We start from the raw sequence: 26,423 nt of genomic DNA on the forward strand, positions 1-26,423 counted from the left end.
GTCGTGAACCTCTTGAAGGTTCACGACCTGCGCGGCTTGTGTTTATATGTGTTCCGGCCTGTCGGTCCGTTAGGCCCCCAGCGGGGCCTCGGCCACGGCCGGCGTGGTCGGCGACGTCGATCCACCGGTCGGTTCCACCGTGATGCCGAGGGCTGCCGCGGTGCTGATGCCCTTGACGACGGCCGGTTTGGACAGCGCCTCCGCGTCCATCAGGCCCTGGGACACCGGGGCCGAGCCGTCCTTGGGGATCAGCCACATCTGGTAGACCTTGCCGGCCGGCGGCGCCGGGACGTCGTTCATCTTGACGACGATCGCGTCCTTCGACGGCGAGAGGGACACCGTGGCCGTGCCGCCGCCGGTGACGTTGACGGTCGCCTGCCTCACGTCGCCGGCCTGCAGGACCTGATTCAGCGGATCGTTCTGGTTCGCCACGTAGGCACCGACGCCGACACCGCCCAGGGCGATGATGGCTGCGGCCGCGACGCCGACGAGCCAGCCGCGCATTCCCTGCGGTCGGCGTCGTTCCTCGCGGCGCTTGCGGGCGTCGCCGAGTTCGTCAGTGACAGAGGGCCCGGAGGACTCCCGGACGGGACGGGCGACGACCGACGGGACCGCCGACGGCTCGTGGGACGGGTGGGCGCCCGGCGCTGCGGGGGCCTCCTGACTGGGCAGGGACGCCATGATCCGGTCCAGCAGGCCGGCCGGTGGTTCTTCCTCGGCGGTGAAGCTGGTCGCGAGGGTCTCCCGGGCCTGGCGGACGCGCTCGTCGAAGGCGGCGCGTTCGGGCTGGGGAGCCGAGCGGAGGTAACCCTCGATCGCCGCGCGTTCTGCGTCGTCCACGGCGTCCAGGGCATACACCTCGGCGAGGTCTGCCGCCCGTCCCGACGCGAGGTCAGTGGCGATATCGGCGGCAAAGCCGCCGGGGACGCGGCCGTTGTTCTGTGCGTTGATGTCGGTCATCTCAACTCACCCCCAGACAGGTCTTCAGTCGGATTAGTCCGTCGCGGATGCGGGACTTAATGGTGGGTACCGCAGCGTTGAGCTTTTCTGCGACTTCCCGGTAGGTGAGGCCGCCATAGTAGGCCAGCCGCACGGATTCCTGTTGTGTATCGGTCAGCGTTGCCAGGCAGCGGACCACAGCTTCGGCCTCAAGCCTGCTGCCGACCTCGTCGGAGACCGAATCGTGGTCGATGTCCTGGCTGCTGGCGCCGTATTTCGCTTCCCGGTCGGTGGAGGACTGGGTGGAACGGACCTTGTCCACCGCCCTGCGGTGCGAGATGGTCATGAGCCAGGCGAGCGGGCTGCCGGCCTCGGGGTTGAACTTGGAAGCGTTCTGCCAGACCTGGAGGAAGACCTCCTGGGTGGTGTCTTCACTGAGTTCCAGATCGATCAGTACCCGCCGGGCCATGCCGAAAACGCGCCGGGACGTGAGTTCATAGAACTCGGCGAAGGCTGCCTGGTCGCCGGCGGCGATCTGCTCCAGCAGTGCGCCGAGGCGGCGGTTCACATCGGCCGGCGTGCCAGGGGGAGCGGCGGCCTCGGGAATCGGGGCGTTGGGAGTGTCCATCACCTTCAAGCATAAGGTGCCCGCCGCCGATCGCGGGTCAGGCCGGACTGCTGCTGGGTCGTGGTCGCCCGCAACACGCCGGGATGGACATCTATCCACCTGCATGGTTGTCACCTGCCGCTCCTCGCTCCCTTCCCGGTACGCTGCGCCCGTGGATGGAACTGGGCCTCAGCAGTAATTCGGGACGGCCGGGCAACCGGATGGGCCGGGCGGGGGAAAAGTTGCGGTGCCTACAGCCTGGCGCCGGCAAATCCGTTCTGGCGCCAAGCCTCGTAGACCGCGATCGAGGCTGCGTTCGCAAGGTTCAGCGAGCGCAGCGCGGGCAGCATCGGCAGCCGGACGCGGGACGTGACGTGGGGGTCGTGTTTGAGTTCTTCCGGCAGGCCCACCGATTCCCGGCCAAACAGCAGTACGTCCCCGGGCCGGTAACTGATATCGGTGTAGGACGCCTCGCCGTCGGACGTGAACGCGAAGACGCGCTCCGGGGCGAGGGCGGCCCAGGCGGCGCCGATGTCCGGGTGGACGGTCACGACGGCGAGGTCGTGGTAGTCGAGGCCGGCCCGGCGCAGCTTAGCGTCGGAGAAATCGAAGCCCAGGGGCTCGACCAGGTGCAGCTCGGCTCCGGTGATGGCGGCCAGCCGGATGGCATTGCCGGTATTGCCGGGGATTTCTGGGGCGTGAAAGAGGATGCGGAACACGGTCCCATCCTAGCGAGCCTGCTAGTGCATCCCGCGCAGCAGCCGGGCCAGCACCGGGACGATGACCGTGTTGGGGGCCGGGCCGGAACTCAGGAACTGCTTGAGTCCCCGGGCCAGCCCGGCGGCGTTGACCACCTGCACGGTCTCGTGCGTCCCCGAGCGGCGGTGCCGGTCGATCACCGGTTCGTGCAGGTTGCCGTCGGTGCTGTGGACCACGGTCCAGCCGGTGACGTTCAGTTCCGGAAAGATGTCCTGCATGCGGCGCACCACGTGGGCCAGCTGGGGCGGTGCGATGGACCGTCCGCCGTGGGTCAGGGCGCTGCCGTTCCAGGCATAGGCTCCCGGCGGCAGCAGCATCGAGCCGATGATTGCCATTCGGTAGCCGGAGAGCACGACATGGTCGATGTGGCTGTTGTCCGCCGGGGACTGCAGCCCGTTGATCAGCCGTGCGGCCGGGATGGCGGGGAGGATCTGCCGGCTGATGAGCTGCACCGTCCGCATCTCCCGCTGGATCCGGGCCTCGGCCCCGAAGATGCCGCGCTTGCGGGGCAGCCCGTGGACCTGCTGGCTGGCCAGTCCCTCCGGGATCAGCGGCACCTCGCCCGTCCCGGCGTACTGCTCGAAGGGCGGGATGAAGACCGGGGCGTCGGAGGCCGTGTTCCGGGGCGTGTTGGGGCGCCGGACATTGGCCGAGGCGCGGCTGCCGGCCGGCGGGGCATCGAAGTGGGCCCCTTCGTCGGGGGCCGGCCCGGCGAAAGCGCCGCGGCCGCTGCCGTAGGACCGGTCGTAGTCGGCCCGGCTCTTGGCATCGATCAGCGTCTCGTACGCGAGCGTGACGCGCCGGAATGCGGCCGGGTCGCCCCCGTGATCGGGGTGCGCGGTGCGGGCGGCCTTGCGGTAGGCCACTTTAATTTCCTTTTCCGTCGCCGTGACGGGGATCCGGAGGACCTGGTAATGCGAGCTGTTGCCCTGCGTCAAGCACGAATCCTTTGCCTCGGTGGTGCCAGCCCATCCTGGACGTCCGGCCTGGCCAGTTTAACCGGCAAGGGGAAGAACGAGCGTACCGGCACGGAAGGTTCCCGACCACTGGAATAATTCAGCGCATGATGATCGCCGTCGCCGTCAACCCGAGGGCCTCCTTTGGCCGCGGGCGGCACGCCGGCGACGAAGCCGCCGCGTGCTTCCGGGCCGCCGGGGCGGAGGTAATGGTCCTTCGCGAGGACTCGTACGACGCGCTGGCACGGGCCGTGGACAAAGCCCTGGCCGCAGGAGACGACGCCCTGGTGGTGGTGGGCGGCGACGGAATGGTCCACCTCGGCGTCAACGCCCTCGCCGGATCGGGCCTGCCCTTTGGCACGGTCCCGCTCGGGATTGTCCCGACCGGGACCGGAAACGACCTGGCGCGGGCGCTCGGCGTGCCGGCGCACAACGTTCCCGGCGCCTGCGCGGCGGTGCTCGCTGCCCTGGCCTCCGGCGGGCGGCTGATCGACGCCGGACGGGCCTCGTCGCCCGGGACGTCGCGCTGGTTCGCCGGTGTGGTGTCCGCCGGGTTCGACGCAGCCGTCAACGAACGGGCCAACGCCTGGCGTTGGCCCCGCGGCAAAGCCCGCTACCACCTTGCCATGCTCCGCGAACTCGCCTCGTTCCGGCCGATCAGCTACACCGTGACGGCCGACGGCGAGCGCTGGCGGCAGGGCGCGATGCTGATTTCGGTCGCCAACGGCCAATCGACCGGCGGCGGCATGAAAATCACGCCTGACGCGGTGCTCGACGACGGCTACCTGGACCTCTTCATCGTCGCCCCGCTGTCCCGGCTCGGCCGGCTGACGGTCTTTCCGAAGGTCTTTTCCGGCGGCCGCCTCGGCCATCCGGCGGTGCACATCCGGCGGGTACGCACGGTGGAGCTGTCCGCGGACTCGGTGGTGGCCTATGCGGACGGGGAGCGGATCGGGCCGTTGCCTCTCACCATCGAGGTGGTGCCCGGGGCCGTGCGGGCCCTGGCCTAACCTGCTGCCTGCTGCCCGGTGTCCGGGCCTGGTGCCTGCTGCCTGCTGCCTGATGGCTGGTGGCAGGGGGGCAGGTCGCCGGGTCACCCGGCGATGCTTTCGGCGAGAGTCTAGACTCGTGCGGGGGCCCGGGCAGGAATGCGGAGCCGGGATGGCGAATTGGGGCGGAGCGAGGCATGGGAAGCAAGCGGGAAACCGGCGGCACGGCAATGACCGGAATGAGCCCCGGTTCCCGCCGCGTCCTCGGCGGACAGCAGGGGAGCCGCGCGTTTCTGGCGCTCGCGGTCTCGGCCGCGCTGGCCGGCTGCAGCGTCGGCGTTCCGGACCCGTCCGCACCCAAGGCGGCTCCGGCGACTCCGACCCTGGCCACGCCCACCATCACTCCCGGCCACGATGCCGCGGCGGTCGCGGCGCGGGACATGCCCTTCGCCGCCGGCGGCACGCTGGCAGCCGGCGTGCCCGTCCAGCTGTCCGACGGGCTGCGTGAGGTGCCGCGGTGGACGCCGGGCAAGGAAAACGTGGCCGGGACCAGCGAGTACCTCAAGGAGGACGGCTGTGTGGTCTCGGCGAAGGTCCGGAGCAACCAGGCAGCCCTCGCCGTTTCCGGAGACGACAAGGCGTCCACCGAAGCGCTCTTCCAGTACCTGGATGCCAGCATTCTTCCGACCTACCTGAAACCGGAGACCCTGCGCTGGGGCGGCGAACCCGGCAAACCGGCTCCCCGCGTCGAGGTTCTTGTGTACACGGGCGGTGAGCGGGCCGGCGCCCGGGCCACGGCGATCTACGCCCGGCTGTTCAGCACCTCGGGCTCGTCCGTGTACCTGTCCGCCTCGTGCCCCGACGCCGCGACTCTGGCCGCGGCGCGGACCGACGCCGAAGCGTGGATCGCCGTCGTTCCCCCGTCCGGCTGAGGCCCAGGTGAGGCGGGATCCCAGCGAGGCGGGATCCCAGCGAGGCCGAATCCCCGTCGGGCCGAACCCCGTCCGGCCGAACCCGGCGTCCGGGCAGGCCGGGCCGGATCCGTCCGGCTTGCGTCGGCGCGGAACCGTTCACGCCTGCTTTGTTTGGGAGAGCCGATTCAGGGCAAGCGCCCCGACCAGCAGGCCGAAATCGCGCAGGGCCACGTCGAAAAAGCTGCCGAGGAGGATGAGGTTGATGATGATTCCGAGGAGCCAGGCCGCCACGAGCAGCGAGCCGAACCGCGGTTTCAGTGCCACGGCCAGACCGGCGGCGATCTCCACCACGCCGACGACGTACATGATGGTCTGCGCCGGGAGCGGCACAACATCCGTGACGATGGGCGCCAGGTACATGGTCCAGTCGGTGAGCACGTTGGTGAACTTGTCCAGGCCGAAGATCACCGGGGCGACGGTGAAGACCGTCCGCAGCAGCAGGAATGCCTGCCGCTCGGGAGCCGAAGCGAGCGGTCCGGCCGTGCTGTTCACGGCTGTAGGGGATTTCATGGCTACTCCTTCTAAAAGTTGATATCTTGATTTTAGAAGGGCCGGGAGGATTAGCAATGAATCTTGTTTTTAGAGTTAGGCTGAATCCATGATCCGACCCCCCTGGAACCGCAGGATTGCGGCCGTAGCGTCGCTGGGGGACGAGAACCGCCGGAAGCTGTTCGACTTCGTCGCCTCGGCGGGGTGCGCCGTCAGCCGCGACGACGCCGCCGGCGCCCTCGGGCTGCCCAGGAGCACGGCTTCCTTCCAGCTGGACCGGCTGGTGCACGACGGGCTCCTGGCCGTGGAGTTCCGGAAACTGGGCGGCAGGGGAGGGCCCGGTTCGGGCCGCCCGGCCAAGCTGTACCTGGCAGCTGTCCGGGAGGTTGCGGCGTCGGTGCCGGACCGGAACTACGATCTGGCCGCCGAGCTGCTCGTCTCGGCCATCGAGGAGTCAACGGCCGACGGCGGTACCGCGCGCGACGCGCTGGTGCGCACGGCCTACGCGAGGGGGGAGTCCGCCGCCCGGGCCGCGGGCGGGGCGGCGGGGCCGGCGGATCCCGGGGCGCCAGCCGGGGGAGCCGCGTTCGCCGGGTTCCTCGCCGCTGAGGGCTACCGTCCCGAGGACGACGGCGCGGGTGGCCTGGTGCTGCTCAACTGTCCCTTCCACCGGATCGCCGAAGGCCACACCGACGTGGTCTGCGCCATGAACGGCGCCTTCCTGGCCGGGGCCGCGGCAGGCTGCGGCATCGACCCGGACCGGGTCCAGGCTCTTGCCATCAAAGACCTCCGCGCGCAGGGAACCGCGCAGCCGGCGCAGTGCTGCGCCCGGATCAGGCCCCAGGAACCCGGAGCCTAGGCGGCAAGGCGTGGCGTGGCGGCCACCGCGGGCTTTGGCTGCCCTTTCCGACCGGTCAGCAGCACGCCCGCAATGACCATGATGCCGCCGGCGATCTGGACGAGGGTGAGCGGCGTCCCAAGAGCCACGGTGATGATCGCCGTAAACACAACGATCAGGTTGAGGTAGTTCCCGGCAGTCCCGGGCGGGGTGGTCTTCAGCGCGATGTTCCAGAACAGGTAGGCGCCCAGCGACGGGAAAACGACGATGTACGCCAGCGACCAGGCTTCGGACGGCGTCTCCGGAAGCCGCACATTCAGGGCGAGGGCGAAGGGTGCCAGCGTGACGGTCGCCATCGCCACCTGCACGGCGGTGGCTGTGATGGCGGGGACGCCCAGCCTGCGGGCGATGATCGTGTAGAGGCCCCAGACGATGATGGCGCCGATCATCATGAGTTCACCGAGATTGAGGGAAAAACTCAGGGCACGCTGCAGCTCGCCGCGGGTCAGCACCAGCAGCACGCCAAGCAGGCCGAGGCAGATGCCGAGCCAGCCCAGCCGTGTGGTCCTCTCGCCGAGCAGCACGACGGCCAGCACCACGATCAGGGCCGGGTTGGCCGCCGTGATCAGGGCGGCGTTCACGGCGGAAGTGTGGCCGAGCGCCCCGTACAGCAGGAGCGTGTAACCGCTCATGCCGAGCGCGCTCAGGAGCAGCAGCACAGGCCAGCGGCTCAGGACCGCACGCCAGTCGGGTTTCTCCACGAAGTGGGCCAGGAGCAGCAGTGGCACGGCGGCCAGCGTCCAGCGCCAGAACGTCAGGTCAAGGGCGGTCATTGAGGCGACGGCGGCCTGGCCGACGATGAAATTCCCGGACCAGAACAGGGTGGCCAGGACCAGGTACAGGGACGCTTTCACCGCTCGAATCTACACCAGGGCCGTGCGGTGCACGCGGGTAGAATTGCCCTGTGCCCGTCTACCTTGATCATGCTGCCACCACCACCCTCGCCCCGGAGGCCCTGGCTGCGCTGACCCGCGAACTGGCCCGGACCGGCAATCCGTCCTCCCTGCACGGATCCGGCCGTCGTGCCCGGCGCGCCGTCGAGGACGCCCGCGAGGTGCTGGCGGCCGCGGCCGGGGCGCATCCCTCCGAAGTCATCTTCACCTCGGGCGGGACCGAGGCCGACAACCTTGCCGTCAAGGGCCTGTTCTGGGCCCGGCGCGCCGGGGACCCCGCCCGCACCCGGATCCTGTGCTCCGCCGTCGAGCACCATGCCGTGCTGGACACCGTCGAATGGCTCGAGCGGCATGAGGGTGCCGAGGTCTGCTGGCTGCCGGTGGACGCAGACGGCGTCGTCGACCTGGGCGTGCTGGCGGCAGAGCTCTCCCGGGACCCGGCGTCGATCGCCCTGGTCACGGTGATGTGGGCCAACAACGAAGTCGGAACCCTCCAGCCCATCGCGGAGATCGTCGAACTGGCGCACCGGGCCGGTGTCCCCGTCCACTCCGACGCGGTCCAGGCTTTCGGGTCGGTGCCCGTGGATTTCCGTGCCAGCGGACTCGACGCCATGGCCGTCTCCGGGCACAAGATCGGCGGCCCGGTCGGCGTCGGGGCCCTCCTGCTGGGCCGGGCCGTGAAACTGACCCCGGTCCAGCACGGCGGGGGACAGGAACGCGACGTCCGCTCCGGAACCCTCGACACCGCCTCGATCGCAGCGTTTGCCGCGGCCGCCGAAGCCGTCACGGCCAAACTTCCGGAGGAAGCGGCGCGCATCGCCGCGCTCCGTGACCGGCTGATCGACGGCGTCCGGGCAGCCGTGCCCGACGCCGTGCTGCGCGGGGCTCCCGGCGCGGGACGGCTGCCAGGCAACGCCCACTTCACCTTCCCCGGCTGCGAAGGCGACTCGCTGCTGTTCCTGCTGGACCTGGCCGGAGTGGAATCCTCCACGGGATCCGCGTGCACCGCGGGGGTTCCGCGGCCGTCCCATGTGTTGCTGGCGATGGGGCTGGACGAGGACACCGCCCGGGGCGCCCAGCGCTTCAGCCTGGGGCATTCCTCCACCGCGGCCGACGTCGATGCGTTGCTGGCTGCACTGCCCGGCGCCTTCACCCGCGCGCGCCAGGCCGGCATGGCCGGGCACGAGTCCAGCATCCAGACCGCCGGAACTGTGGCCCGCCACGCCGCCGGCGGCACAAACGCCGGCGGCACAAACTAGGACGGGCTATGCGCCTTCAGGCTTCCGGCAGGAGCCGGTCCAGCGGGACGTCGGGATCGGCGAGGACATCGGGGCTCACGGGGATTTTCGCGGAAATGAGCTGCTTGATGGTCTTTTGGGGCTTGGCGGACCGGGGCCAGTTCACGCTCATTCCCGCGACTACCCGGCCGTCCCGCTGCCAGAAGGCGAGGAACTCCTTCTCCTGGAGCGAACCGCGGATCGTGGGCCGGCCTGCGGTGAGGGTCGGGTAGCCGGAGTACTCCATGCTGACGTCGAACTGGTCGGTGTAGAAGTAGGGGACGGTGTCCAGCGCGGCGTCCAGGCCGAGCATTGCCCGGCCCGCCACCTTGCCGCCGTTGAGCGCATTGGACCAGTGCTCGCTGCGGTGGTGCTCGCCGGTGAAGGGATGCAGGGCGTTGGCAACGTCGCCGGCCGCAAAGATACCGGGCGCGGAGGTCCGCAGCGAGGCGTCCGTGAGGATGCCGTTCCGCACCTCCATGCCCGCCGCCTCGGCCAGCGACACCTCGGGGACCACGCCCACGGCGATGATCACCAGATCCGCGGGCAGGACCTCCCCGGCATCCGTCACCACGCCGGTGGCACGACCCGACTCTCCTGTGATCCCGGTGGCCGAGGCGGGGAGCCGGAACCGGACGCCGTTCGCCTCGTGCAGTGATCGGAAGAAGCCGCCCAGTTCGGGCCCGATCGCCGCGCCCAGCGGCACGTCCTCCAGCCCCAGCAGGGTGACGGAGTTTCCGTAGGCGCTCGCCGCCGCGGCCAGTTCCATACCGATCCAGCCCGAGCCGATCATCACCACGTTCCGGCCGCCGCCAGCCAGGCCGGAGCGCAGGTGAAGGCTGTCATCCACGGTCCGGAACGTCCCGACCCCCGCCAGGCCGCTGCCGGGCAGCGGAAGGCGCCGCGGACGTGCCCCGGTGGCCAGCAGCAGCGAGGCGTAGTCCAGCGTCCGGCCGTCCCCCAGCGCCACGGTGCGTGCGGCCGGATCGATCCCCGTGACAGGGACTCCCAGCCGCAGTTCGACCCCGTTCTCCGTGTACCAGCCGTCCGGAACCACGGGCAGGGCGTCGTCGTCGGCCTTGCCCAGCAGGTATTCCTTGGACAGCGGCGGGCGCAGGTACGGCTGGTGCCGCTCCTCTGCCAGCAGGATCACCGGCCCGCCGTGCCCTTCGGTGCGGAGAGTTTTGGCCGCGGTGGCGCCGGCGAGTCCTCCGCCCACGATCACGATGTTGTCAGTGGCCATCATGCGCTCGGTTCCTGGGGCCGCCGGCACCACCGGTGGCACCGCGTTGCTGGTAGTGAATCCAAACCCGTACTGAAATCTAAAACGACTACTTTTGACTTTAGAAGTGCGGGCCCGGGCCGTCAAGGCCTTTTGGGTGAGAATTCGGCGTGGCGATAGACTGGTGTGCGGGCATTGTGTTATTCCCTGCGTCCAGCAGCGGCCGGTGCCGGCACCTACCCCCGAACCCCAAAGAAAGTCAGTATGCGAGTTCTTGCAGCCATGAGCGGCGGCGTCGATTCCGCCGTTGCCGCAGCCCGCGCCGTCGAGGCGGGACACGACGTCGTCGGCGTCCACCTCGCGCTGTCCCGGATGCCGGGTACCCTGCGCACCGGCAGCCGCGGCTGCTGCACCATCGAGGACTCCCGCGACGCCTGGCGGGCCTGCGACGTGCTCGGGATTCCCTACTACGTCTGGGACTTCTCGGAGCGCTTCAAGGAGGACGTGGTCCAGGATTTCATCGACGAATACGCCGCCGGACGCACCCCCAACCCCTGCATGCGCTGCAACGAACGGATCAAGTTCGCCGCGCTGCTGGAAAAGGCGATCGCCCTGGGGTTCGACGCCGTCTGCACCGGCCACTACGCCAAGGTGATCAACGACGCCGAGGGCAATCCCGAACTGCACCGGGCCGCTGACTGGGCCAAGGACCAGAGCTACGTCCTCGGCGTGCTCACACATGAACAGCTCAAGCACTCCATGTTCCCGCTCGCGGACACACCGTCCAAGGCCGAGGTCCGCGCCGAAGCGGAACGCCGCGGCCTGTCGGTGGCCAACAAGCCGGACAGCCATGACATCTGCTTCATCCCGGACGGTGACACCGCCGGCTGGCTGGCCGAGAAGATCGAGATGACCACCGGCGACATCGTGGACGAGTCCGGCGCAAAGGTCGGCGAGCACCCCGGTGCCAACGCGTTCACGGTCGGCCAGCGCCGCGGGCTGAAGCTGGGCACACCGGCCGCCGACGGCAAACCCCGCTTCGTCCTGGAAATCCGGCCGAAGGAGAACAAGGTCGTCGTAGGTCCGGAGGCACTCCTGGCCATCGACGAGATCCGCGGCATCAAGGTCTCCTGGGCCGGGCTGCCGATCGCCGAAGTGGCCACCGGCGAGGAATTCGACTGCTATGCCCAGGTCCGCGCCCACGGCGACCCCGTGCCCGCCACGGCGCGGATGGAACGCCTGCCTGCGGAGGACGGCGTTCCGGTTGAAGGACCGGATGGCGGCGGCACCGGCGGACACAGCAGCCTCCTGGTCACCCTGACGGAGCCCCTGCGCGGCGTTGCCCCCGGCCAGACCGTGGTGCTCTACCAGGGCAGCCGCGTGCTGGGCCAGGCCACCATCGATGCGGCGCGATCGCTGCAGCGGGCCGCTCTCTAGACCACCCGGTATCGCACGACCCCGCCCGGCGCGCGTCCCCGCGCCGGGCTGAAAGCCGCACACCGCCGGTGTGCGGCTTTTTGCATCGGTTTTCTGATCCGCGCCTGCGCGCCTGCGGCCCGCCGGGCACCCTGCCGACAATCAGCGGTGATTCCTGAAGATAATGAGGAGTTCGGCGCGTTCGTGTAAATTTTGTGTCTCATCTCACAAGATGTAACGATTCACCCGTTGGTCGTCTGGTTGAATCAGTCCATCAGGACAGTGTTCTGCCCCCGAGTCGTGACCAACATCTATTCCGGGCAACGCACTAGTACTCATCGAACAGAAAGTTCACAGATGGCAATGAACAAAAAGGCCCTGCAGAGCGCCATCGCGCTCGCCGGGGTATCCGCCTTCGCACTGACCGCCTGCACCGGCCCCTCCGGCGGCGCTACGGCCACCGGCAGCGCCGCCGGCGGAGGCACCATTACGTACGGCACAACCGACAAGGTCGTCACCCTCGACCCCGCCGGTTCCTATGACGCCGGGTCCTTCATGGTGATGAACCAGATTTACCCGTTCCTGCTCAACTCAAAGCCGGGCACTGCCGACTCCACTCCCGACATTGCCGAGTCTGCCTCCTTCACCAGCCCCACCGAGTACACCGTCAAGCTCAAGCCCGGCCTGAAGTTCGCCAACGGCCACGCGCTGACGTCCTCCGACGTGAAGTTCTCGATCGACCGCGTCGTCAGCATCGCCGACGACAACGGCCCCGCGTCCCTCCTGGGGAACCTGGATTCGGTCACCGTCAAGGACGACAGCACCGTGGTCTTCACGCTGAAGGCCGGCAACGACCAGGTCTTCCCGGGCGTCCTCGCCGCCAACGCGGGTCCGATCATCGACGAAGAGGTCTTCCCGGCCGACAAGCTGATGACCGACGACGAAATCGTCAAGGGCAAGCCGTTCGCCGGCCCGTACACGATCGAAAGCTACAAGAAGAACGAACTTGTCAGCCTCAAGGCCAATCCGGATTACCAGGGCCTGCTCGGCAAGCCGGCCAACGCCGGCGCCACGATCAAGTACTACGCCGACTCGAACAACCTCAAGCTGGATGTCCAGCAGGGCAACATCGACGTCGCCGGCCGGAGCCTGACGGCGACCGACGCCGCCGACCTGGAAAAGGATTCCAAGGTCAAGGTCTACAAGGGCCCGGGTGGCGAACTGCGCTACATCGTCTTCAACTTCGACACCATGCCGTTCGGCGCCAAGGCCGCCGACGCCGATCCTGCGAAGGCGCTTGCCGTCCGCCAGGCCATGGCCAACGTCGTCGACCGCGACGCGATCGCCAGCCAGGTGTACAAGGGCACGTACCTGCCGGCGTACTCCGTCGTTCCCGACGGTTTCGTCGGCGCCATCCAGCCGCTGAAGGAAATGTACGGCGACGGCAGCGGCAAGCCGAGCCTCGACAAGGCCAAGAAGGCCTTCGAAGACGCCGGCGTCACCGCTCCGGTCACCATCAAGCTCCAGTACAACCCGGACCACTACGGCAAGTCCTCGGGCGACGAATACGCCATGATCAAGGAACAGCTCGAGAAGTCCGGCCTGTTCACGGTTGAACTGCAGTCCACCGAGTGGGTCACCTACTCCAAGGACCGCACGGCGGATGCCTACCCGGTCTACCAGCTCGGCTGGTTCCCGGACTACTCCGACGCCGACAACTACCTCACGCCGTTCTTCGTCCCCGGCAACTTCCTGAAGAACCACTACGAAGACCCCACCGTCACGGAGCTGATCAACAAGCAGCTGACCACCGTGGACAAGGCGGAGCGCGAAAAGGTCATCGGCGAGGCCCAGACGGCCGTCGCCCAGGACCTGTCCACGCTCCCGCTGCTGCAGGGCGCCCAGCTTATGGTCGCCGGCAAGGACGTCAAGGGTGTCGACCAGACCCTGGACGCTTCCTTCAAGACCCGTCTTGGTGTTATCTCCAAGTAGGTCACCCTCCCCATCCGGTTCTGACCAGCCAACGAGGCGGGGCGCCCACACGGCGCCCCGCCTTTGGTGCTGATACAGGACAACCGATTCCACGGCTCACGAGGCTCGCGGAACACACATTTAGGTACCAATGACAACACTTATCGAGGCACCGCCGACCGACGGCGAAGGCCTTCTGCCGATAAAGAAAAAAACGTCCGGTGGGGGACTGGGCCGCTACATCCTGATCAGGTTCTTCCTGATCTTCCCGACGATCCTCATCCTGGTCACCATGGTGTTCTTCCTGATGCGGACCACCGGTGATCCCATTACCGCCGCCCTGGGAGGCCGGCTTCCGCCGGAACAGCTCCAGGAGCGGATCACCGCCGCCGGCTACGACCGGCCCATCTTGGTGCAGTATTTCGAGTACCTGGCCCAGCTCATCACCGGCAACTTCGGCACCACCCTGTCCGACAACCGCCCGGTCGCGGAGATGCTCGCCACGTACGGCGCAGCCACCCTGGAGCTGACCATCAACGCCCTGCTGGTGGCCCTGGTCGTGGGCATTCCGCTGGGCCTGGTCGCCGCGCACCGGCGCGACAAGGGCCCGGACGCCGGGCTGCGCGTCTTCGCGATCCTCTGCTACGCCACACCGGTCTTCTTCTCCGGGCTGCTCTTCAAGCTCACGTTCTCCGTCTGGCTGGGCTGGCTCCCGGTCGCCGGCCGGGCCACGCCCGCCAACGAGCTGGCCCTGACCGCGCTCGAATCGCCGACGGGCATCTATTGGCTGGACGCCATCCGCAGCGGCAATATGACCGCACTGGCTGACGTGATGGCCCACGCCGTCCTGCCCGCCCTGGCCCTTGGCCTGCTGACCGCCGGCATCTTCCTGCGCCTGGTCCGGACCAACGTGATCGGCACCCTCGGTAAGGACTACGTCGAGGCCGGCCGCTCACGCGGTGTCAGCGAATACCGCCTCGTCACCAAGCACGCCTACAAGCCGGCCCTCATTCCCATCATCACCGTGATGGGTCTCCAGATCGCCGTGCTGCTGGGCGGCGCGGTCCTGACCGAAACCACCTTCGAATGGAAGGGCCTTGGCTTCCAGCTCGCGACCTACCTGACAGCCCGCGACTTTGTGGCTGTCCAGGGCATCGTGGTCCTCCTCGCAGTGATCGTGGCCGTGACCAACTTCTTCGTGGACATTCTCGCCGCGCTGATCGACCCCCGCGTGAGGTACTGATATGAGCACCACTGCCGTTATTGAACCCATCAAAGATCCGCGGGGACCGTGGTTCCGGCGCCTGCCGGTCATCTCGCACTTCAACAAGAGCGTCGGCCTGCAGCGGGGCATGCTCGTCGCGGGACTCGTCCTGACCGCGGCCTTCCTGCTGACCGCGATTTTCGCGCCCCTGATCGCGCCCTTCGGCTTCTCCCAGATTTCCGACGCCGACGGCGGGTTTCCGGCCCAGGAAGCGCCCGGCGGAAAGCATCTGATGGGAACCACCGTAGGCGGCTACGACGTCTTCTCCCGCGTCGTCTGGGGCGCGCAGACCGCCGTCCTAGTGATCATTGTGGCCGTGCTCATGTCGATCTTCATCGGCGTGATCCTGGGCCTGGTCAGCGGCTACGTCGGCGGCTGGCTGGACCGGACCCTCGTGGTGATTGCCGACGCGATCTACGCCTTCCCGCCGCTGCTCGTTGCCATCGTGATGGCGATCGCCATCAGCGGCGGCCGGTCCAGCCTCTGGGGCGGCATCCTCGCGGCGGCGATTTCCATCACCGTGGTCTTCATCCCGCAGTACTTCCGCGTCATCCGGGCCGAGACCATCCGGCTCAAGGCGGAACCGTTCGTGGAATCGGCCAAGGTCGTGGGCGCCTCGAACATCCGGATCATGCGCCTCCACGTTTTCAAGAACGCCACCCGCACGCTGCCCCTGATCTTCACGCTCAACGCGTCCGAGGCCATCCTGACCCTCGCCGGCCTGGGCTTCCTCGGCTTCGGCATTGAGCCGACGTCGGCCGCCGAGTGGGGCTTCGACCTCAACAAGGCCCTGGCGGACACCACGTCCGGCATCTGGTGGACCGGCGTCTACCCGGGCCTCGCGATCGTGCTCACCGTCCTGGGCCTGACGCTCGTCGGCGAGAGCATCAACGACCTCAACGACCCCCGCCTGCGGGGCCGCAAGAAGGCCGCCACCGGCAAGGGCGGCCCGGATTCCACCACCGGCGCCCAGGCTGCACTCGAATCAGAAGCGAGAAGTTCATGACCATCAACATTGACCAGCCCGGCACCGCCGCCGGCCCCGGCCAGGGCACCGGCGCCGGCCCCGTCCTGGACATCGACCACCTCAAGGTCACCTTCGCCACCGACGCCGGCGACGTGTACGCCGTCAAGGACGTCAGCCTCCAGGTCAACCCCGGCGAGGTCGTGGCGATCGTGGGCGAATCGGGCTCCGGCAAGACCGTCACCGCGAAGACCATCCTTGGCCTGCTGCCGGAGACCGCGATCAGCTCCGGGGCGGTGCTGATCAACGGCAACAACGTCATCAGCGTCAGCCCGGCGCAGCTGCGCCAGATCCGGGGCCGCGACGTGGCCATGGTATTCCAGGAACCGTCCACCGCCCTCAACCCCGTTTTCACGGTCGGCTGGCAGATTGCCGAAGGCATCCGCTCCCATGCCGGCCACGGGGGAGGGGCGCGGGTCAGCGCCAAGGAAGCCAAAACCCGCGCCATTGAGGCGCTCCGCAAGGTGGGCATCCCTGACCCGGAGACACGGGTCAACTACTACCCGCACCAGTTCTCCGGCGGACAGAAACAGCGCGTGGTCATCGCCGCCGCGCTGGCCCTGAACCCGGGGCTCATCGTCGCCGACGAGCCCACCACCGCGCTGGATGTCACCGTGCAGGCGGAAATCCTCGAGTTGCTGCGGGACCTCCGGGACCAGTACGGTACCTCGATCGTGCTCATCACCCACAACATGGGCGTGGTGGCGGACCTCGCCGACCGTGTCGTGGTGATGTACCAGGGCGACGTCGTGGAGGAGGCGCCTTCGCGGGTGCTCTTTGCCGAGCCGAAGCAGGACTACACCAAGAAGCTCCTGGCCGCGGTCCCGCACCTGGGCAGGAACTCCGCCTCCGAGGGCATGACCCAGCGGGCGCACCAGGGCGGCAAGGTGCTCGTCGAGGCCAGGAACTTGACGATCGAGTACCCCGGCCGGCTGGGAACCCCCGCCTTCAAGGCCGTGGACGGGGTCAACTTCACCCTGTCCGAGGGCGAGGTCTTCGGCCTCGTGGGGGAGTCCGGGTCCGGCAAGACAACGATCGGGCGGGCCATCGCGGGCCTGAACCGCACCACCGGCGGCAGCCTGAAGGTGCTGGGCTACGAAATGCTCAACCTGAAGGAGCGCACGTTCAAACCGCTGCGCAAAGAGATCGGATTCGTGTTCCAGGACCCGGCCGCCTCCTTCAATCCGCAGCTGACCATCGGGGACTGCATCGCGGAACCCCTGATCATCCACACCAAACCGACCCCGGCGCAGGCCAGGCAACGGACCCGGGAACTGCTGGAGGCCGTGCAGCTGCCGGCCGCCTACGCCGACCGTTTCCCGCATGAACTCTCCGGTGGCCAGCGGCAGCGCGCCTCGCTGGCGCGGGCGCTGATCCTGAACCCGAAGCTGTTGATCGCCGACGAGCCGACGTCGGCCCTGGACGTGTCGGTGCAGGCCGTGGTGCTGGAACTGTTCAAGGACATCCAGGCCGAGTTCGGCTTTGCAGCGCTGTTCATCAGCCACGACCTCGCCGTGGTGGACATCCTGTCCCATTGGGTGGGTGTGCTCTACAAGGGAAAGATGGTGGAGCAGGGGCTTGGGAACCAGGTCATGGGCAACCCGCAGCATGCATACACGAAGAAGCTGATCGCCTCCCTCCCGGTTCCGGATCCGGATGAGCAAGCCCGGCGCCGGGACGAATTCCGGGCTGTGCTTCTAGGCTAGGGCGCACCGGCAGCAGCACCCAGGGACATGCCCATCGTTCGCAGCCAACGGTGGGCATGTCCTTTCGTGCACCCACAGAAAGGGCGCCCGACGGCGGGCCGAATGCCCGGGAGCAGGCCGTGCCGCCGGCGCTTCACAGCAGAAGTGATTAGCGCCGGTGCCCCTAGACTGGGTCAATGACCGAGCAGAACCAGACTCATCCCGACGCCGATTCCTATGACCCCGGGGCCAGCTCGCTGGCCGGTCAGGTGGATCCCGCCGTGATGGCGGAGCTGTTGTCGATCCGTTCCAGCATCGACAACATTGATGCCACCCTCGTGTACCTTCTCGCCGAGCGTTTCAAGGCCACACAGAAGGTTGGGTTCCTCAAGGCAACCCACAAGCTGCCCGCCGGAGACCCCGGCCGGGAGACCGCCCAGATCGCGCGGCTGCGGCGGCTCGCTGCGGAGGCCCACCTGGATCCGGCGTTCGCCGAGAAGTTCCTCAACTTCATCATCGGCGAGGTCATCCGGCACCACGATGCCATTGCCGAGGACCACGAAGCCTCGCTGGCCGCCGGTAACTTGATCGCTGGTAACCAGGCCGCGGATTCCGGGCGCTCCGGCTCCGCCGGCCATGTCCCCGGAGCGGCCGGCCCGGCCGTCTCCGCCACCGCCTAGCCGTGGCCGCACCAATAGAGCCGGAACAGGTCACCGCCACCGCCCTGGGCACGTGGCCCGGCGAAGACCCGGTCGAGGCCGCGCGGATCATCCGCGGCGAGCTCGGCAGCCCGCACCTGCCCTTTCTGGCCGAGCTTCCCGACCGGGGCGTCGGCTCCGATGCGCTTGGCCGGACAGCGTCCCTGCTGGTGGACCTGGCCGTGGACGTCCAGCCCCACGGGTGGCGGATCGTGGACCGGCCCGGGCAGGATTTCAAGCGGGCGCGTTCGGCCCTGTCCACCGACATCAACATCCTCGCCGATGTGATCGGCGCCGAGGACACCCCGGCGCAGGACATCAAGGTCCAGCTCCGCGGTCCGCTCAGCCTCGCCGCAGGCCTGCACCTGCACAACGGGGAACGTGCCCTCATCGACCATGGCGCCCGTCGGGACCTGGCGGCCTCACTGGCGGCCGGTGCCGGCGGCTACCTCAGCCGGGTGGCTGCGGCGGCCCCCGGGGCGCGGATCGTCGTCGAGATCGACGAGCCGGAGATCGCGTCCGTGCTGGCAGGCACAATTCCCACCTCCAGCGGCTACCGGACCCTGCGCTCCGTGCCGGGCAGGGAGGCTACCGACGCCTGGCAGCTGGTCATCGATGCCCTGCGCGCGGCCGGCGCCGTCGAGGTTGTTGTCTGCGTCCCGGAAGTCGAGGCGCCGTTTGACCGGATCGTGGCCGCCGGGGCCGATGGGATTGCGGTGCCGCTGCGGGCCCTGACGTCCCGCCAGTGGGAGCAACTTGCCGGCGCGGTGGAGGGGGGCAAACGGCTCTGGGCCGGTGCGCTCGACGTTTCCAACCCCGCCGCAGCGCTGCCCCGCGTGGCCGACGTCGTGGAAACCGTCTGGCGGCCGTGGCGCCAGCTGGGACTGCCGGCCTCGACCCTTGGTGCCCTGCGGGTGACGCCCTCGGACGGGCTGGCCCGGTATTCGCCGTCGTCCGCGACGGCGGTGTTGACCCGGCTGACCCAAGTCGCCGACGGACTCAACCAGCTCGCGCTCGGCTAGCGCCGGGACGCAGAGCCGGCACGCGCGGCCGTCAGCTGCGGGCTTCCCAGCGGTCCGGCCTGGCGTGGTCCGGAAGGTAGCCCGGGGCGGACACGCCGCCGGGATAGGGCTCCAGCCGGTAGTCGAAATGACCGGCGTAGACCAGGACCAGCCCGAGCTGTGGCTGGATCACCTTCACCTGGATCCGGTGCTTGCCGGCCGAGCCCTCCTCCGGCGCCCACCACTGCTCGGCGTAGGCCTTGGCATCGAGGATGCCGGGCAGGGGAATCCGCAGCGGCCCGAGGAACAGCCGTGATGCCTCCGACACCCCGCGCAGCCGGCCGCCGGCGGTGAAGCTCAGATTAAGGTCCGTGACCAGCCGCCGGTACCGCCCGACATAATCCACCAGCCCGTGCCGGCTGCCCGAATCATCGAAGCTCGTGGTGTCGTGGAACACGCGCGTCGTACCCGGGAAAAAGATCTCGCGCCGGGCTGTGAGGCTGGACCGGCCGAACGGGTCCAGGTGGGCGTGGTTCTCGATCCGGAACCGGATGCCCTCGCCGTACTCCGGGAAAAAGGACTCCTCCCCGCTGGCGAGGCTGAGCAGGGGTCGGAGCCACTTCTGCCGGCAGCCGACCACCTCAAACACACCCTCGCCGACGCCGAAGTGGCCGGAGCCGGGCGCGAGCGAGAAGTATTCCTGCAGCTCCGGCTGCAGTCGGGCATAGTCGGTACCGAGGGCGCGCTGGTAGATCGGGGTGCTCACAGAATCCTCCTGGGGCCTGGCCGGCTGACGTGTTCCTGTCCACAGCATGCGGGACGGAGCGGGGTTTGTCACAGCCGGCAGCACGCCGCGCTGTAGCGTGGAGGTGCGGCCCGGGTGCCGGCGGCGCCATGCCGGGGCGCCGCCGAATACGACAAAGCCATTTCAATAGGGGAATATATACATATGAAGGCACGCATTCTGGTAGTGGACGATGACGAGGCGCTGGCCGAGATGATCGGTATTGTGCTGCGCAATGACGGGTTTGAACCCGTCTTCTGCGCTGACGGCGGGCAGGCGCTGGAAGTTTTCCGCTCCGCCAAGCCGGACCTCGTGCTGCTCGACCTCATGCTCCCGGGCATTGACGGCATTGAAGTTTGCCGCCAGATCCGGGCCGAGTCCGACGTGCCGATCGTGATGCTGACCGCCAAGGCGGACACGTCGGACGTGGTCCGCGGACTTGAGTCCGGGGCCGATGACTACGTTCCGAAGCCCTTCAAACCGGCCGAACTCGTCGCCCGTGTCCGGGCCCGGCTCCGGCCCGGCGACCAAAAGGCACCGGAGACGCTGCGCATCGCCGACGTCACGATCGACGTGGCGGGACACCTCGTCAGCCGCGGCACCGAGCGCATCTCGCTCACGCCCCTGGAATTCGACCTGCTGGTCGCGCTGGCACGCAAGCCCTGGCAGGTCTTCACCCGGGAACTGCTCCTGGAACAGGTCTGGGGCTACCGGCACGCCGCCGACACCCGGCTGGTCAATGTCCACGTCCAGCGGCTGAGGTCCAAGATCGAACGCGACCCGGAAGCCCCCGAAGTTGTATTGACGGTCCGTGGTGTCGGCTACAAAGCAGGTTCCTGAACCTCGGGACGGCCGCCCCGGAGCCGGTCCGGTGAGCGCCCCGCTGGAACGGGGCGCTCCGGAGAACGCCGCCCGCAGCTCAGTTGACCTCCACGAACCGGGCGTGACGGCGCCCGCTTCCGCTGCCCCGGACGCAGGCAGTGCCCCGGAGGCGGACAGGGTCCCGGGCGGCCCGTCCGGGCCCGCGGGCGTCGAACCCGGCACCGTCGAACCCGGCACCGTCGAACCCGGCAGCGCGGGACCCGCTGCGGCACCGCCCGCCCCTCGCCCCACAGGCCTTGCCGACGGGTGGCTGTCCATACGCTTCCGCACCCGGCTGTGGGTGAAGCGCGCCCGGATCGTGGGCGTACGGGTGGCGCGGCTGGTCAGCATCGGAGCCTCGCGCCTGCTTCCGGGTATCCGCTACCTGTTGCGCTCACTGCACCGCAAGTGGCGGCGGTCGCTGCAGTTCCGGACCGTGCTGACGACCCTGATGCTTGCGATCTTGTCGTTCGCCGTCGTCGGCGCCTACCTGTCCAACCAGATTGCCAACCACCTCTTCCAGGAACGGCTCGTCCAGGCCGAGTCGGAGACGCGCTACAACGTCAAGCAGATCCAGGACACGTTCGACGGCGCCCAGGTCACCGACCAGTCCAGCGTCATCACGCTCGTCTATGACACCTTGAACGCCGTCGAGGGCCGCGGCTCCGTGATCCAGCGGCGGTACGTCTTTGAGGCGATGCCCGAACAAACCAAACCCCGCAACCGCTGGGTCGAATCGCGGGCGTCGGACCAGCTCACCATCAGCGTCATTCCGCCCGAACTGCGCAAGGCCGTGCAGGATTCCGGCAAGGAGCAGTTCTGGGCCTCCACGGAGTTCCCGGTCGGCACCCAGGACCGGCCCGGAATTGCCGTCGGCAACAAGGTCACCTTCAATGGCACGGTCTACGAGCTCTACCTGATCTATGACCTCAATACGGCCCAAAAGACCCTCGACGAGATCCAGAACGTTCTCCTGGCCGGCGGCGCGGTGCTGGCGCTGCTCATCGGCGCCGTGGCCTGGTACGTGACCCGGAACGTCGTCAGTCCCGTCAGCCATGCCGCGCTCGTCTCCGAGAAGCTCGCCGCGGGGCAGTTGCAGGAACGCATGGTGGTCAAGGGCGAGGACGAGGTGGCACGGCTCGGAGCTTCCTTCAACCACATGGCCGCCAGCCTCCAGGAGCAGATCACCCAGCTCGCCACGCTGTCCCAGATGCAGCAGCGGTTCGTCTCCGACGTCTCGCACGAGTTGCGCACCCCGCTCACCACCGTGCGGATGGCCGCCGAGGTGCTCTACGACGCGCGCGGGGACTTCGACCCCATCAACAAGCGCTCCGCGGAGCTGCTCTACAACCAGGTGGAGCGTTTCCAGTCCCTGCTGGCCGACCTGCTGGAGATCTCCCGCTTCGACGCCGGGGTGGCCACGCTCGACGCCGAACCGGGAGACATCGTGCAGCTCGTTTCGCATGTGATGGAAGGCGTGGCCCCGGTGGCCGCCGAATACGGCTCCGAGGTCACCCTCAACGCGCCCTCGGGCAGCATCATCGTGGACATGGATGACCGCCGGATCGACCGGATCCTGCGCAACCTCGTCCTGAACGCCCTCGAACACGGCGAGGGACGCACGGTGAACATTTCCGTGGCCGCCAACGACAATGCCGTGGCCGTGGCCGTCCGCGACCACGGCATCGGCATGACCCCCGCGGAAGCGGCCCGCGTGTTCGATCGGTTCTGGCGTGCCGATCCGGCCAGGGCACGCACCACGGGAGGCAGCGGCCTTGGCCTGTCCATCGCCGCCGAGGACACGAAACTTCACAACGGCTGGCTCCAGGCCTGGGGAAGGAAAGGCGGCGGCGCCAACTTCCGCCTCACCCTCGCGCTGCGCCAGGGGGAGACCATCACGAAGTCCCCCCTCCAGCTGGAGCCGGTCGACGTCGGACTTCAGGGAGCCGGCAGCGACCGGACCATGCTGCTGCTGGACCACTCGCCGGCGCCGCGCACCGACAACGACAACGGGGACGACATCGCCCGAGCGTCCGACGCCGGGACGCGGGACGCCCGCGCGGCCGGTACCGGAGCGGTCCCGGGAGCAGCCGAAACCGGAACGAAGGGCGGGTCATGAACGNTGGCGGTACTGCTGTTTCTGCTGACCTCGTGCGCCCAGATCCCCCGCTCGGGTCCGGTGGGAAAAAGCACTGACGAGAGCGCCGGGAACCCGAAGAACGCCCCCGTCTTCTTCCCGTCCGCGCCGCGGGAGGGCGCCGCGCCGGAAGCTGTCATCGAGGACTTCTACCTCGCCGGCAGCGGCTACGAGGACGACTACGCGGTGGCACGCCAGTACCTGACCCAGGCCTCGTCGGTCACCTGGAAGCCGGACCAGCGCGCGCTCGTCTTCCGTGCCGCACGCGTCGTGCCGACCGGCGTCGAAAACGTCTTCAACTATGAACTGGATGTGTCCTACTCCGTCGACGCGGACGGGGTGGCGACCCAGCTGCCGGAGGGCACCAAGGAGAACATCCCCGCCACGCTGACCCAGGTGGACGGTGAATGGCGGATCGCTGAACTCCCGGACGGGACGGCGATCCCGGAAGAGACGTTCAAGGTCATTTACGGCGCCTATCCGATCTATTTCTACGACCCGACGTTCACCTACGCGGTGCCCGATGTCCGGTGGTTCATCAAGAAGAAGACCGTCAAGGCCATGACCAGCGCACTCCTCGGCGGTCCGGCCCCGTACCTCAAGGGTGCCGTCGTCAGCGCCTTCCCCTCCGGCATCAAGCTGGCCCGGGAGTCTGTCCCGGTGGTTTCCGGCGCCGCCCAAGTGGACCTCACGGCAAAGGACCTCGTGGAGGCGTCCAACGAGGACCGGCTGCGGATGCAGACCCAGCTTGCCCTGACCTTCCGCAGCCAGCCCGATGTCATCAACGTTGAACTCCGGGCCAACCAGGATCTGGTGCGTGTGGAGGACAACGGTTCGGTACTTCCGCCGATCCGGGACAAGAACGTCCCGGCCCGTCAGATCGCCGTCAGCGACAACGACCTGGTCCGGTATGAGAACAACCGGATCTCGCCGCTTCCGGACATTCAGCCCGTCTCGGCCCTTGGGCCGAGGGCCCCTGCTGAGTCTCCCGTCTCGCAGTCCGCGGCCTTCCTCAACGCCGGTCGCGGCACGCTGTACTCCGTGGTGCCCGGGCAGCCCGCCAGGGCGCTGACCACCCGCTCCACACTGACCCGCCCGTCCTTCGACCGGTACGACTGGGTCTGGACCGCGGGGCCAGGGGCCAACGGCGCCACGGAAATCATCGCGCACCGGCCCGTCGGCGTGGCGGAAGGCTCAGGCGTCCCCGCGGTGACGCTGTCCCCGGCCTGGCTCGCCGGACGGTCCGTCAAGGAGCTCCGCGTGTCCCGCGAGGGCACGCGCGCCCTCGTCCTCACGGAGCAGAACGGCAAGACCAAGGTCCAGGTCGCGGGCATAGTCCGTGCCGCGGACGGCACACCCAAGGACCTCACCGTGCCAATGACCCTGCTGGCGACGAACGATCCGGACCAGGGCGTGTGGGTGGATGACACGACAGTCGCCGTGATGAAGGGCTCCCCGAGCGAAACCGTCACCCCTGAACTGCTCTCCCTCACATCGTCCCAGCCGCAGCAGCTTGCGCCATGGCCGGGACTCACCGTCCTCAGCGCCGGGAACGGCGCTGAGGAGATCTACGCGCAGTCCGCGGAAGGGATCTTCCAGCGGCTCGGCAACGGCTGGTCGCCGCAGCTCAAGGGGCCGACCGACCCGTCCTATCCGGGGTAGGGACCGGGGCCGACTTTTCCACATGGCGCGCCGCGGCCCTGACGCTGCAGGCCCGGGTGGGCGAACACTAGGGTCTGTGGGGACCTCCAGAGAACGCCGCGACCGCTACCGCCGGGCCCCTTCCATCACCGACCCTGATCTGGCGCCGGCGACAACGGCAGCGGCCAGGCACCGCGGTGACTACCGCCGGCCACTGGCGCGGCTGGCGGACGGGGCGGCTGCTGCCGCGGCCGAAGTGCTGGCACTCGCGGCGCCGGTGGACTGCGTCTGCTGCGGGGCTGAGGATCTGGCGCTGTGCGGGGGCTGCGAGCGGCAGGTCCGGCAGTTGATGCGCCGGCCGTTCCGGGCGGAGGCCCAGGCGCCGGCCCTGATGGATGTGGACGGCTCCGTGCTCCTTCCGGTCGTGGCCGCCGGCGCGTACCGGGCGGAGTTGGCGCAGGCCGTCCTGTCCTTCAAGAGCCACGGCCAGGGACAGCTGGCGGAGGTGTTGTCGCACGGACTGGCCCGGGCCATCCGGGCCGCTGCCGGGGACGCCCCGGGGCTGCTGCTCGTCCCCGTGCCCACCAGCAGCGGTGCGTACCGGAAGCGGGGCTTCAGCCCGGTCCACGTGCTGCTGGGCAGGATGCGGCGGATCAGGGCCCCGGGATGCGGGCCCTACGCCGGGTTCACGACCGTTCATGCGCTCCGGAAGACCGGGCTCCGGGCCGCTGCCACGACGACCCGGGGAGCACGCGGCGGACAGAAAGGATTGGGCCGCGGGGACCGCGCACAGCGGGTGCGGGGATCCATGCGGGTCCGCGGCGGGCTGTTCGCTCGGGAGGTGCACGGCCGGCCGTGCGTCATCGTTGACGACGTGCTCACCACCGGGGCCACGGTGGCCGAGGCGGCACGGGCATTGCGGGCGGCCGGCGCCGTGGTGAGGGGCGCCGTCGTCGTTGCTGCGACACGCCCGCCCGGCGCACTCGACATCGGCGCCGCGGACCGTGCGGTGGCAGGGGAACCGCCGCGTCAAGGAAAAAAATAAACCAAAAAAGGATGAATAAGAGGGGGCTATGAACTAACGTCGGAGATGGGTACCAAGAATAGATGTACCTGTCGATAGCGGCTCGGAAAGGGGCTCGACTGTCAGTCAGACCAGCCCCGGGAAGTGCCGCCGTCGTGTCACCGAAGTCATTTGGAGGGCACCATGGAGTTCATGATCAGCGGACGTAATTTGACGGTCTCCGACCGGTTCCGCGAGTACGCCGACGAGAAGATCTCGAAGATCGCGTCGCTGGGGGACAAGGTCCAGAGGGTGGACGCGAAGGTTTCCAAGGAGACCAAGGCCCGGCAGACCGACGAGATGCTCACGGTTGAGCTGACCGTCCTGGGACGGGGTCCCGTGATTCGTGCCGAAGCCAGCGCCGCGGACAAGTTTGCCGCGTTCGACCTCGCCTACAACAAGCTTCTTGAACGCCTGCGCCGGGCGAAGGACCGCAAAAAGGTCCACCACGGCAGGCATACCCCCAAGTCCGTCACCGAGGCGACGGCAACGCTCGCGCCGGCGAGCACCAGTGAGCCCATCTACGTCGAGGCGAACCACTGGCTGGAGTCCAAGGAAGCCCCCGCCGAGAAATCACCGTATGAGGTCGAGAACGATATCCCGGCCGGAGACTCGCCCGTGCTCATCCGCCGGAAGGTTTTCCCCGCCGCATCCCTGACGCTCGACGACGCGGTCGACAACATGGAACTCGTGGGTCACGACTTCTACCTCTTCGTGGACAAGGAGACCAAGGCGCCGTCAGTCGTGTACCGCCGCGACGGGTGGACGTACGGAGTGATCTCCCTCGACCAGACCTGCGAGCCGGGTGAGGCTCCGCTGGAAGAAAAGATCCTTGCGTACCGTTCCGAGGATGCGCCGGCCAGCGCATAAGCTGG

Annotated in this window: 24 protein-coding genes; 16 read left to right on the top strand and 8 right to left on the bottom strand. The window is 68.5% G+C overall.

The window, feature by feature from the left end; genetic code table 11:
- Positions 1–69: 69 nt before the first annotated feature.
- The 4 genes from ACZYZ5_RS18170 to ACZYZ5_RS18185 all read right to left on the bottom strand — a co-directional run bounded on the left by ACZYZ5_RS18170 (position 70) and on the right by ACZYZ5_RS18185 (position 3,243).
- Positions 70–960 carry an anti-sigma factor gene (locus ACZYZ5_RS18170; RefSeq protein ID WP_463903619.1) on the bottom strand — a complete coding sequence of 297 codons (891 nt, stop codon included), beginning with the start codon at positions 958–960 and terminating at the stop codon, positions 70–72.
- A gap of 1 nt (position 961) precedes the next feature.
- Positions 962–1,567 carry an ECF RNA polymerase sigma factor SigK gene (gene sigK / locus ACZYZ5_RS18175; RefSeq protein WP_463903621.1) on the bottom strand — a complete coding sequence of 202 codons (606 nt, stop codon included), beginning with the start codon at positions 1,565–1,567 and terminating at the stop codon, positions 962–964.
- A 230-nt stretch (positions 1,568–1,797) separates the two neighbouring features.
- Positions 1,798–2,265: a tRNA (cytidine(34)-2'-O)-methyltransferase gene (locus tag ACZYZ5_RS18180; RefSeq protein WP_307460005.1), complete on the bottom strand. Its 468-nt coding sequence runs from the start codon at positions 2,263–2,265 to the stop codon at positions 1,798–1,800.
- Positions 2,266–2,286: 21 nt separating this feature from the next.
- Positions 2,287–3,243, bottom strand: a complete 957-nt coding sequence (locus ACZYZ5_RS18185) for a J domain-containing protein (RefSeq protein ID WP_463903622.1) — start codon at positions 3,241–3,243, stop codon at positions 2,287–2,289.
- Positions 3,244–3,368: 125 nt separating this feature from the next.
- Here ACZYZ5_RS18185 and ACZYZ5_RS18190 point away from each other — a divergent pair, with 125 nt between their 5' ends.
- The gene (locus ACZYZ5_RS18190) at positions 3,369–4,271 is read left to right on the top strand and encodes a diacylglycerol/lipid kinase family protein (protein ID WP_463903623.1); all 903 of its coding nucleotides are present in this window, start codon (positions 3,369–3,371) and stop codon (positions 4,269–4,271) included.
- 176 nt (positions 4,272–4,447) lie between these two features.
- The gene (locus ACZYZ5_RS18195; protein WP_463903624.1) at positions 4,448–5,182 is read left to right on the top strand and encodes a hypothetical protein; all 735 of its coding nucleotides are present in this window, start codon (positions 4,448–4,450) and stop codon (positions 5,180–5,182) included.
- 138 nt (positions 5,183–5,320) lie between these two features.
- Here ACZYZ5_RS18195 and ACZYZ5_RS18200 read toward each other — a convergent pair whose 3' ends face one another.
- Complete coding sequence (locus ACZYZ5_RS18200) at positions 5,321–5,734, bottom strand: hypothetical protein (protein WP_463903625.1); 414 nt, start codon at positions 5,732–5,734, stop codon at positions 5,321–5,323.
- A gap of 88 nt (positions 5,735–5,822) precedes the next feature.
- Between ACZYZ5_RS18200 and ACZYZ5_RS18205 the strand changes: the two genes are divergently transcribed.
- Positions 5,823–6,572 carry a helix-turn-helix domain-containing protein gene (locus ACZYZ5_RS18205; RefSeq protein ID WP_463903627.1) on the top strand — a complete coding sequence of 250 codons (750 nt, stop codon included), beginning with the start codon at positions 5,823–5,825 and terminating at the stop codon, positions 6,570–6,572.
- On the opposite strand, the gene ACZYZ5_RS18210 is transcribed toward ACZYZ5_RS18205, so the two are convergent.
- Positions 6,569–7,465, bottom strand: coding sequence for a DMT family transporter (locus ACZYZ5_RS18210; RefSeq protein WP_463903628.1), 897 nt, complete (start codon positions 7,463–7,465; stop codon positions 6,569–6,571). The two genes, ACZYZ5_RS18205 and ACZYZ5_RS18210, sit on opposite strands and share 4 nt — an antisense overlap.
- A 50-nt stretch (positions 7,466–7,515) precedes the next feature.
- Between ACZYZ5_RS18210 and ACZYZ5_RS18215 the strand changes: the two genes are divergently transcribed.
- Complete coding sequence (locus tag ACZYZ5_RS18215; RefSeq protein ID WP_463903630.1) at positions 7,516–8,763, top strand: cysteine desulfurase family protein; 1,248 nt, start codon at positions 7,516–7,518, stop codon at positions 8,761–8,763.
- Positions 8,764–8,779: 16 nt separating this feature from the next.
- Here ACZYZ5_RS18215 and ACZYZ5_RS18220 read toward each other — a convergent pair whose 3' ends face one another.
- Positions 8,780–10,024, bottom strand: a complete 1,245-nt coding sequence (locus ACZYZ5_RS18220) for an NAD(P)/FAD-dependent oxidoreductase (protein WP_463903677.1) — start codon at positions 10,022–10,024, stop codon at positions 8,780–8,782.
- 261 nt (positions 10,025–10,285) lie between these two features.
- Between ACZYZ5_RS18220 and mnmA the strand changes: the two genes are divergently transcribed.
- From mnmA to ACZYZ5_RS18255, 7 genes are all read left to right on the top strand, one after another.
- A complete protein-coding gene (gene mnmA / locus ACZYZ5_RS18225; protein WP_463903679.1) occupies positions 10,286–11,440 on the top strand; it encodes a tRNA 2-thiouridine(34) synthase MnmA in 1,155 nt (384 codons plus the stop codon).
- A gap of 336 nt (positions 11,441–11,776) precedes the next feature.
- Positions 11,777–13,411 (top strand): ABC transporter substrate-binding protein, encoded by a 1,635-nt coding sequence (locus tag ACZYZ5_RS18230; protein WP_463903631.1) that lies wholly within the window; start codon positions 11,777–11,779, stop codon positions 13,409–13,411.
- Between the two features lie 130 nt (positions 13,412–13,541).
- The gene (locus tag ACZYZ5_RS18235; RefSeq protein WP_463903632.1) at positions 13,542–14,633 is read left to right on the top strand and encodes an ABC transporter permease; all 1,092 of its coding nucleotides are present in this window, start codon (positions 13,542–13,544) and stop codon (positions 14,631–14,633) included.
- A 1-nt stretch (position 14,634) separates the two neighbouring features.
- The gene (locus ACZYZ5_RS18240; protein WP_463903634.1) at positions 14,635–15,660 is read left to right on the top strand and encodes an ABC transporter permease; all 1,026 of its coding nucleotides are present in this window, start codon (positions 14,635–14,637) and stop codon (positions 15,658–15,660) included.
- Positions 15,657–17,384 (top strand): ABC transporter ATP-binding protein, encoded by a 1,728-nt coding sequence (locus tag ACZYZ5_RS18245; protein ID WP_463903635.1) that lies wholly within the window; start codon positions 15,657–15,659, stop codon positions 17,382–17,384. Before ACZYZ5_RS18240 ends, ACZYZ5_RS18245 begins: the two co-directional genes overlap by 4 nt.
- 176 nt (positions 17,385–17,560) lie before the next feature.
- On the top strand, positions 17,561–18,043 hold the full coding sequence (locus ACZYZ5_RS18250; protein ID WP_463903636.1) for a chorismate mutase: 483 nt from the start codon (positions 17,561–17,563) through the stop codon (positions 18,041–18,043).
- Between the two features lie 2 nt (positions 18,044–18,045).
- Positions 18,046–19,083, top strand: coding sequence for a uroporphyrinogen decarboxylase/cobalamine-independent methonine synthase family protein (locus ACZYZ5_RS18255; protein ID WP_463903637.1), 1,038 nt, complete (start codon positions 18,046–18,048; stop codon positions 19,081–19,083).
- A gap of 31 nt (positions 19,084–19,114) precedes the next feature.
- Here ACZYZ5_RS18255 and ACZYZ5_RS18260 read toward each other — a convergent pair whose 3' ends face one another.
- Positions 19,115–19,828, bottom strand: coding sequence for a DUF4166 domain-containing protein (locus ACZYZ5_RS18260; protein WP_463903639.1), 714 nt, complete (start codon positions 19,826–19,828; stop codon positions 19,115–19,117).
- A 183-nt stretch (positions 19,829–20,011) separates the two neighbouring features.
- On the opposite strand from ACZYZ5_RS18260, the gene mtrA reads away from it, so the two are divergent.
- The 5 genes from mtrA to hpf all read left to right on the top strand — a co-directional run bounded on the left by mtrA (position 20,012) and on the right by hpf (position 26,418).
- Positions 20,012–20,686, top strand: coding sequence for an MtrAB system response regulator MtrA (gene mtrA / locus ACZYZ5_RS18265; RefSeq protein ID WP_024365603.1), 675 nt, complete (start codon positions 20,012–20,014; stop codon positions 20,684–20,686).
- Positions 20,687–21,026: 340 nt separating this feature from the next.
- Positions 21,027–22,826, top strand: coding sequence for an MtrAB system histidine kinase MtrB (gene mtrB, locus ACZYZ5_RS18270; RefSeq protein WP_463903680.1), 1,800 nt, complete (start codon positions 21,027–21,029; stop codon positions 22,824–22,826).
- A 3-nt stretch (positions 22,827–22,829) separates the two neighbouring features.
- A complete protein-coding gene (locus tag ACZYZ5_RS18275) occupies positions 22,830–24,506 on the top strand; it encodes an LpqB family beta-propeller domain-containing protein (RefSeq protein WP_463903681.1) in 1,677 nt (558 codons plus the stop codon).
- 76 nt (positions 24,507–24,582) lie between these two features.
- A complete protein-coding gene (locus tag ACZYZ5_RS18280) occupies positions 24,583–25,530 on the top strand; it encodes a ComF family protein (RefSeq protein WP_463903640.1) in 948 nt (315 codons plus the stop codon).
- Positions 25,531–25,692: 162 nt separating this feature from the next.
- Positions 25,693–26,418, top strand: a complete 726-nt coding sequence (gene hpf, locus ACZYZ5_RS18285) for a ribosome hibernation-promoting factor, HPF/YfiA family (RefSeq protein ID WP_463903641.1) — start codon at positions 25,693–25,695, stop codon at positions 26,416–26,418.
- Positions 26,419–26,423: the final 5 nt, after the last annotated feature.

The organism is Pseudarthrobacter ribosi (assembly GCF_055412865.1).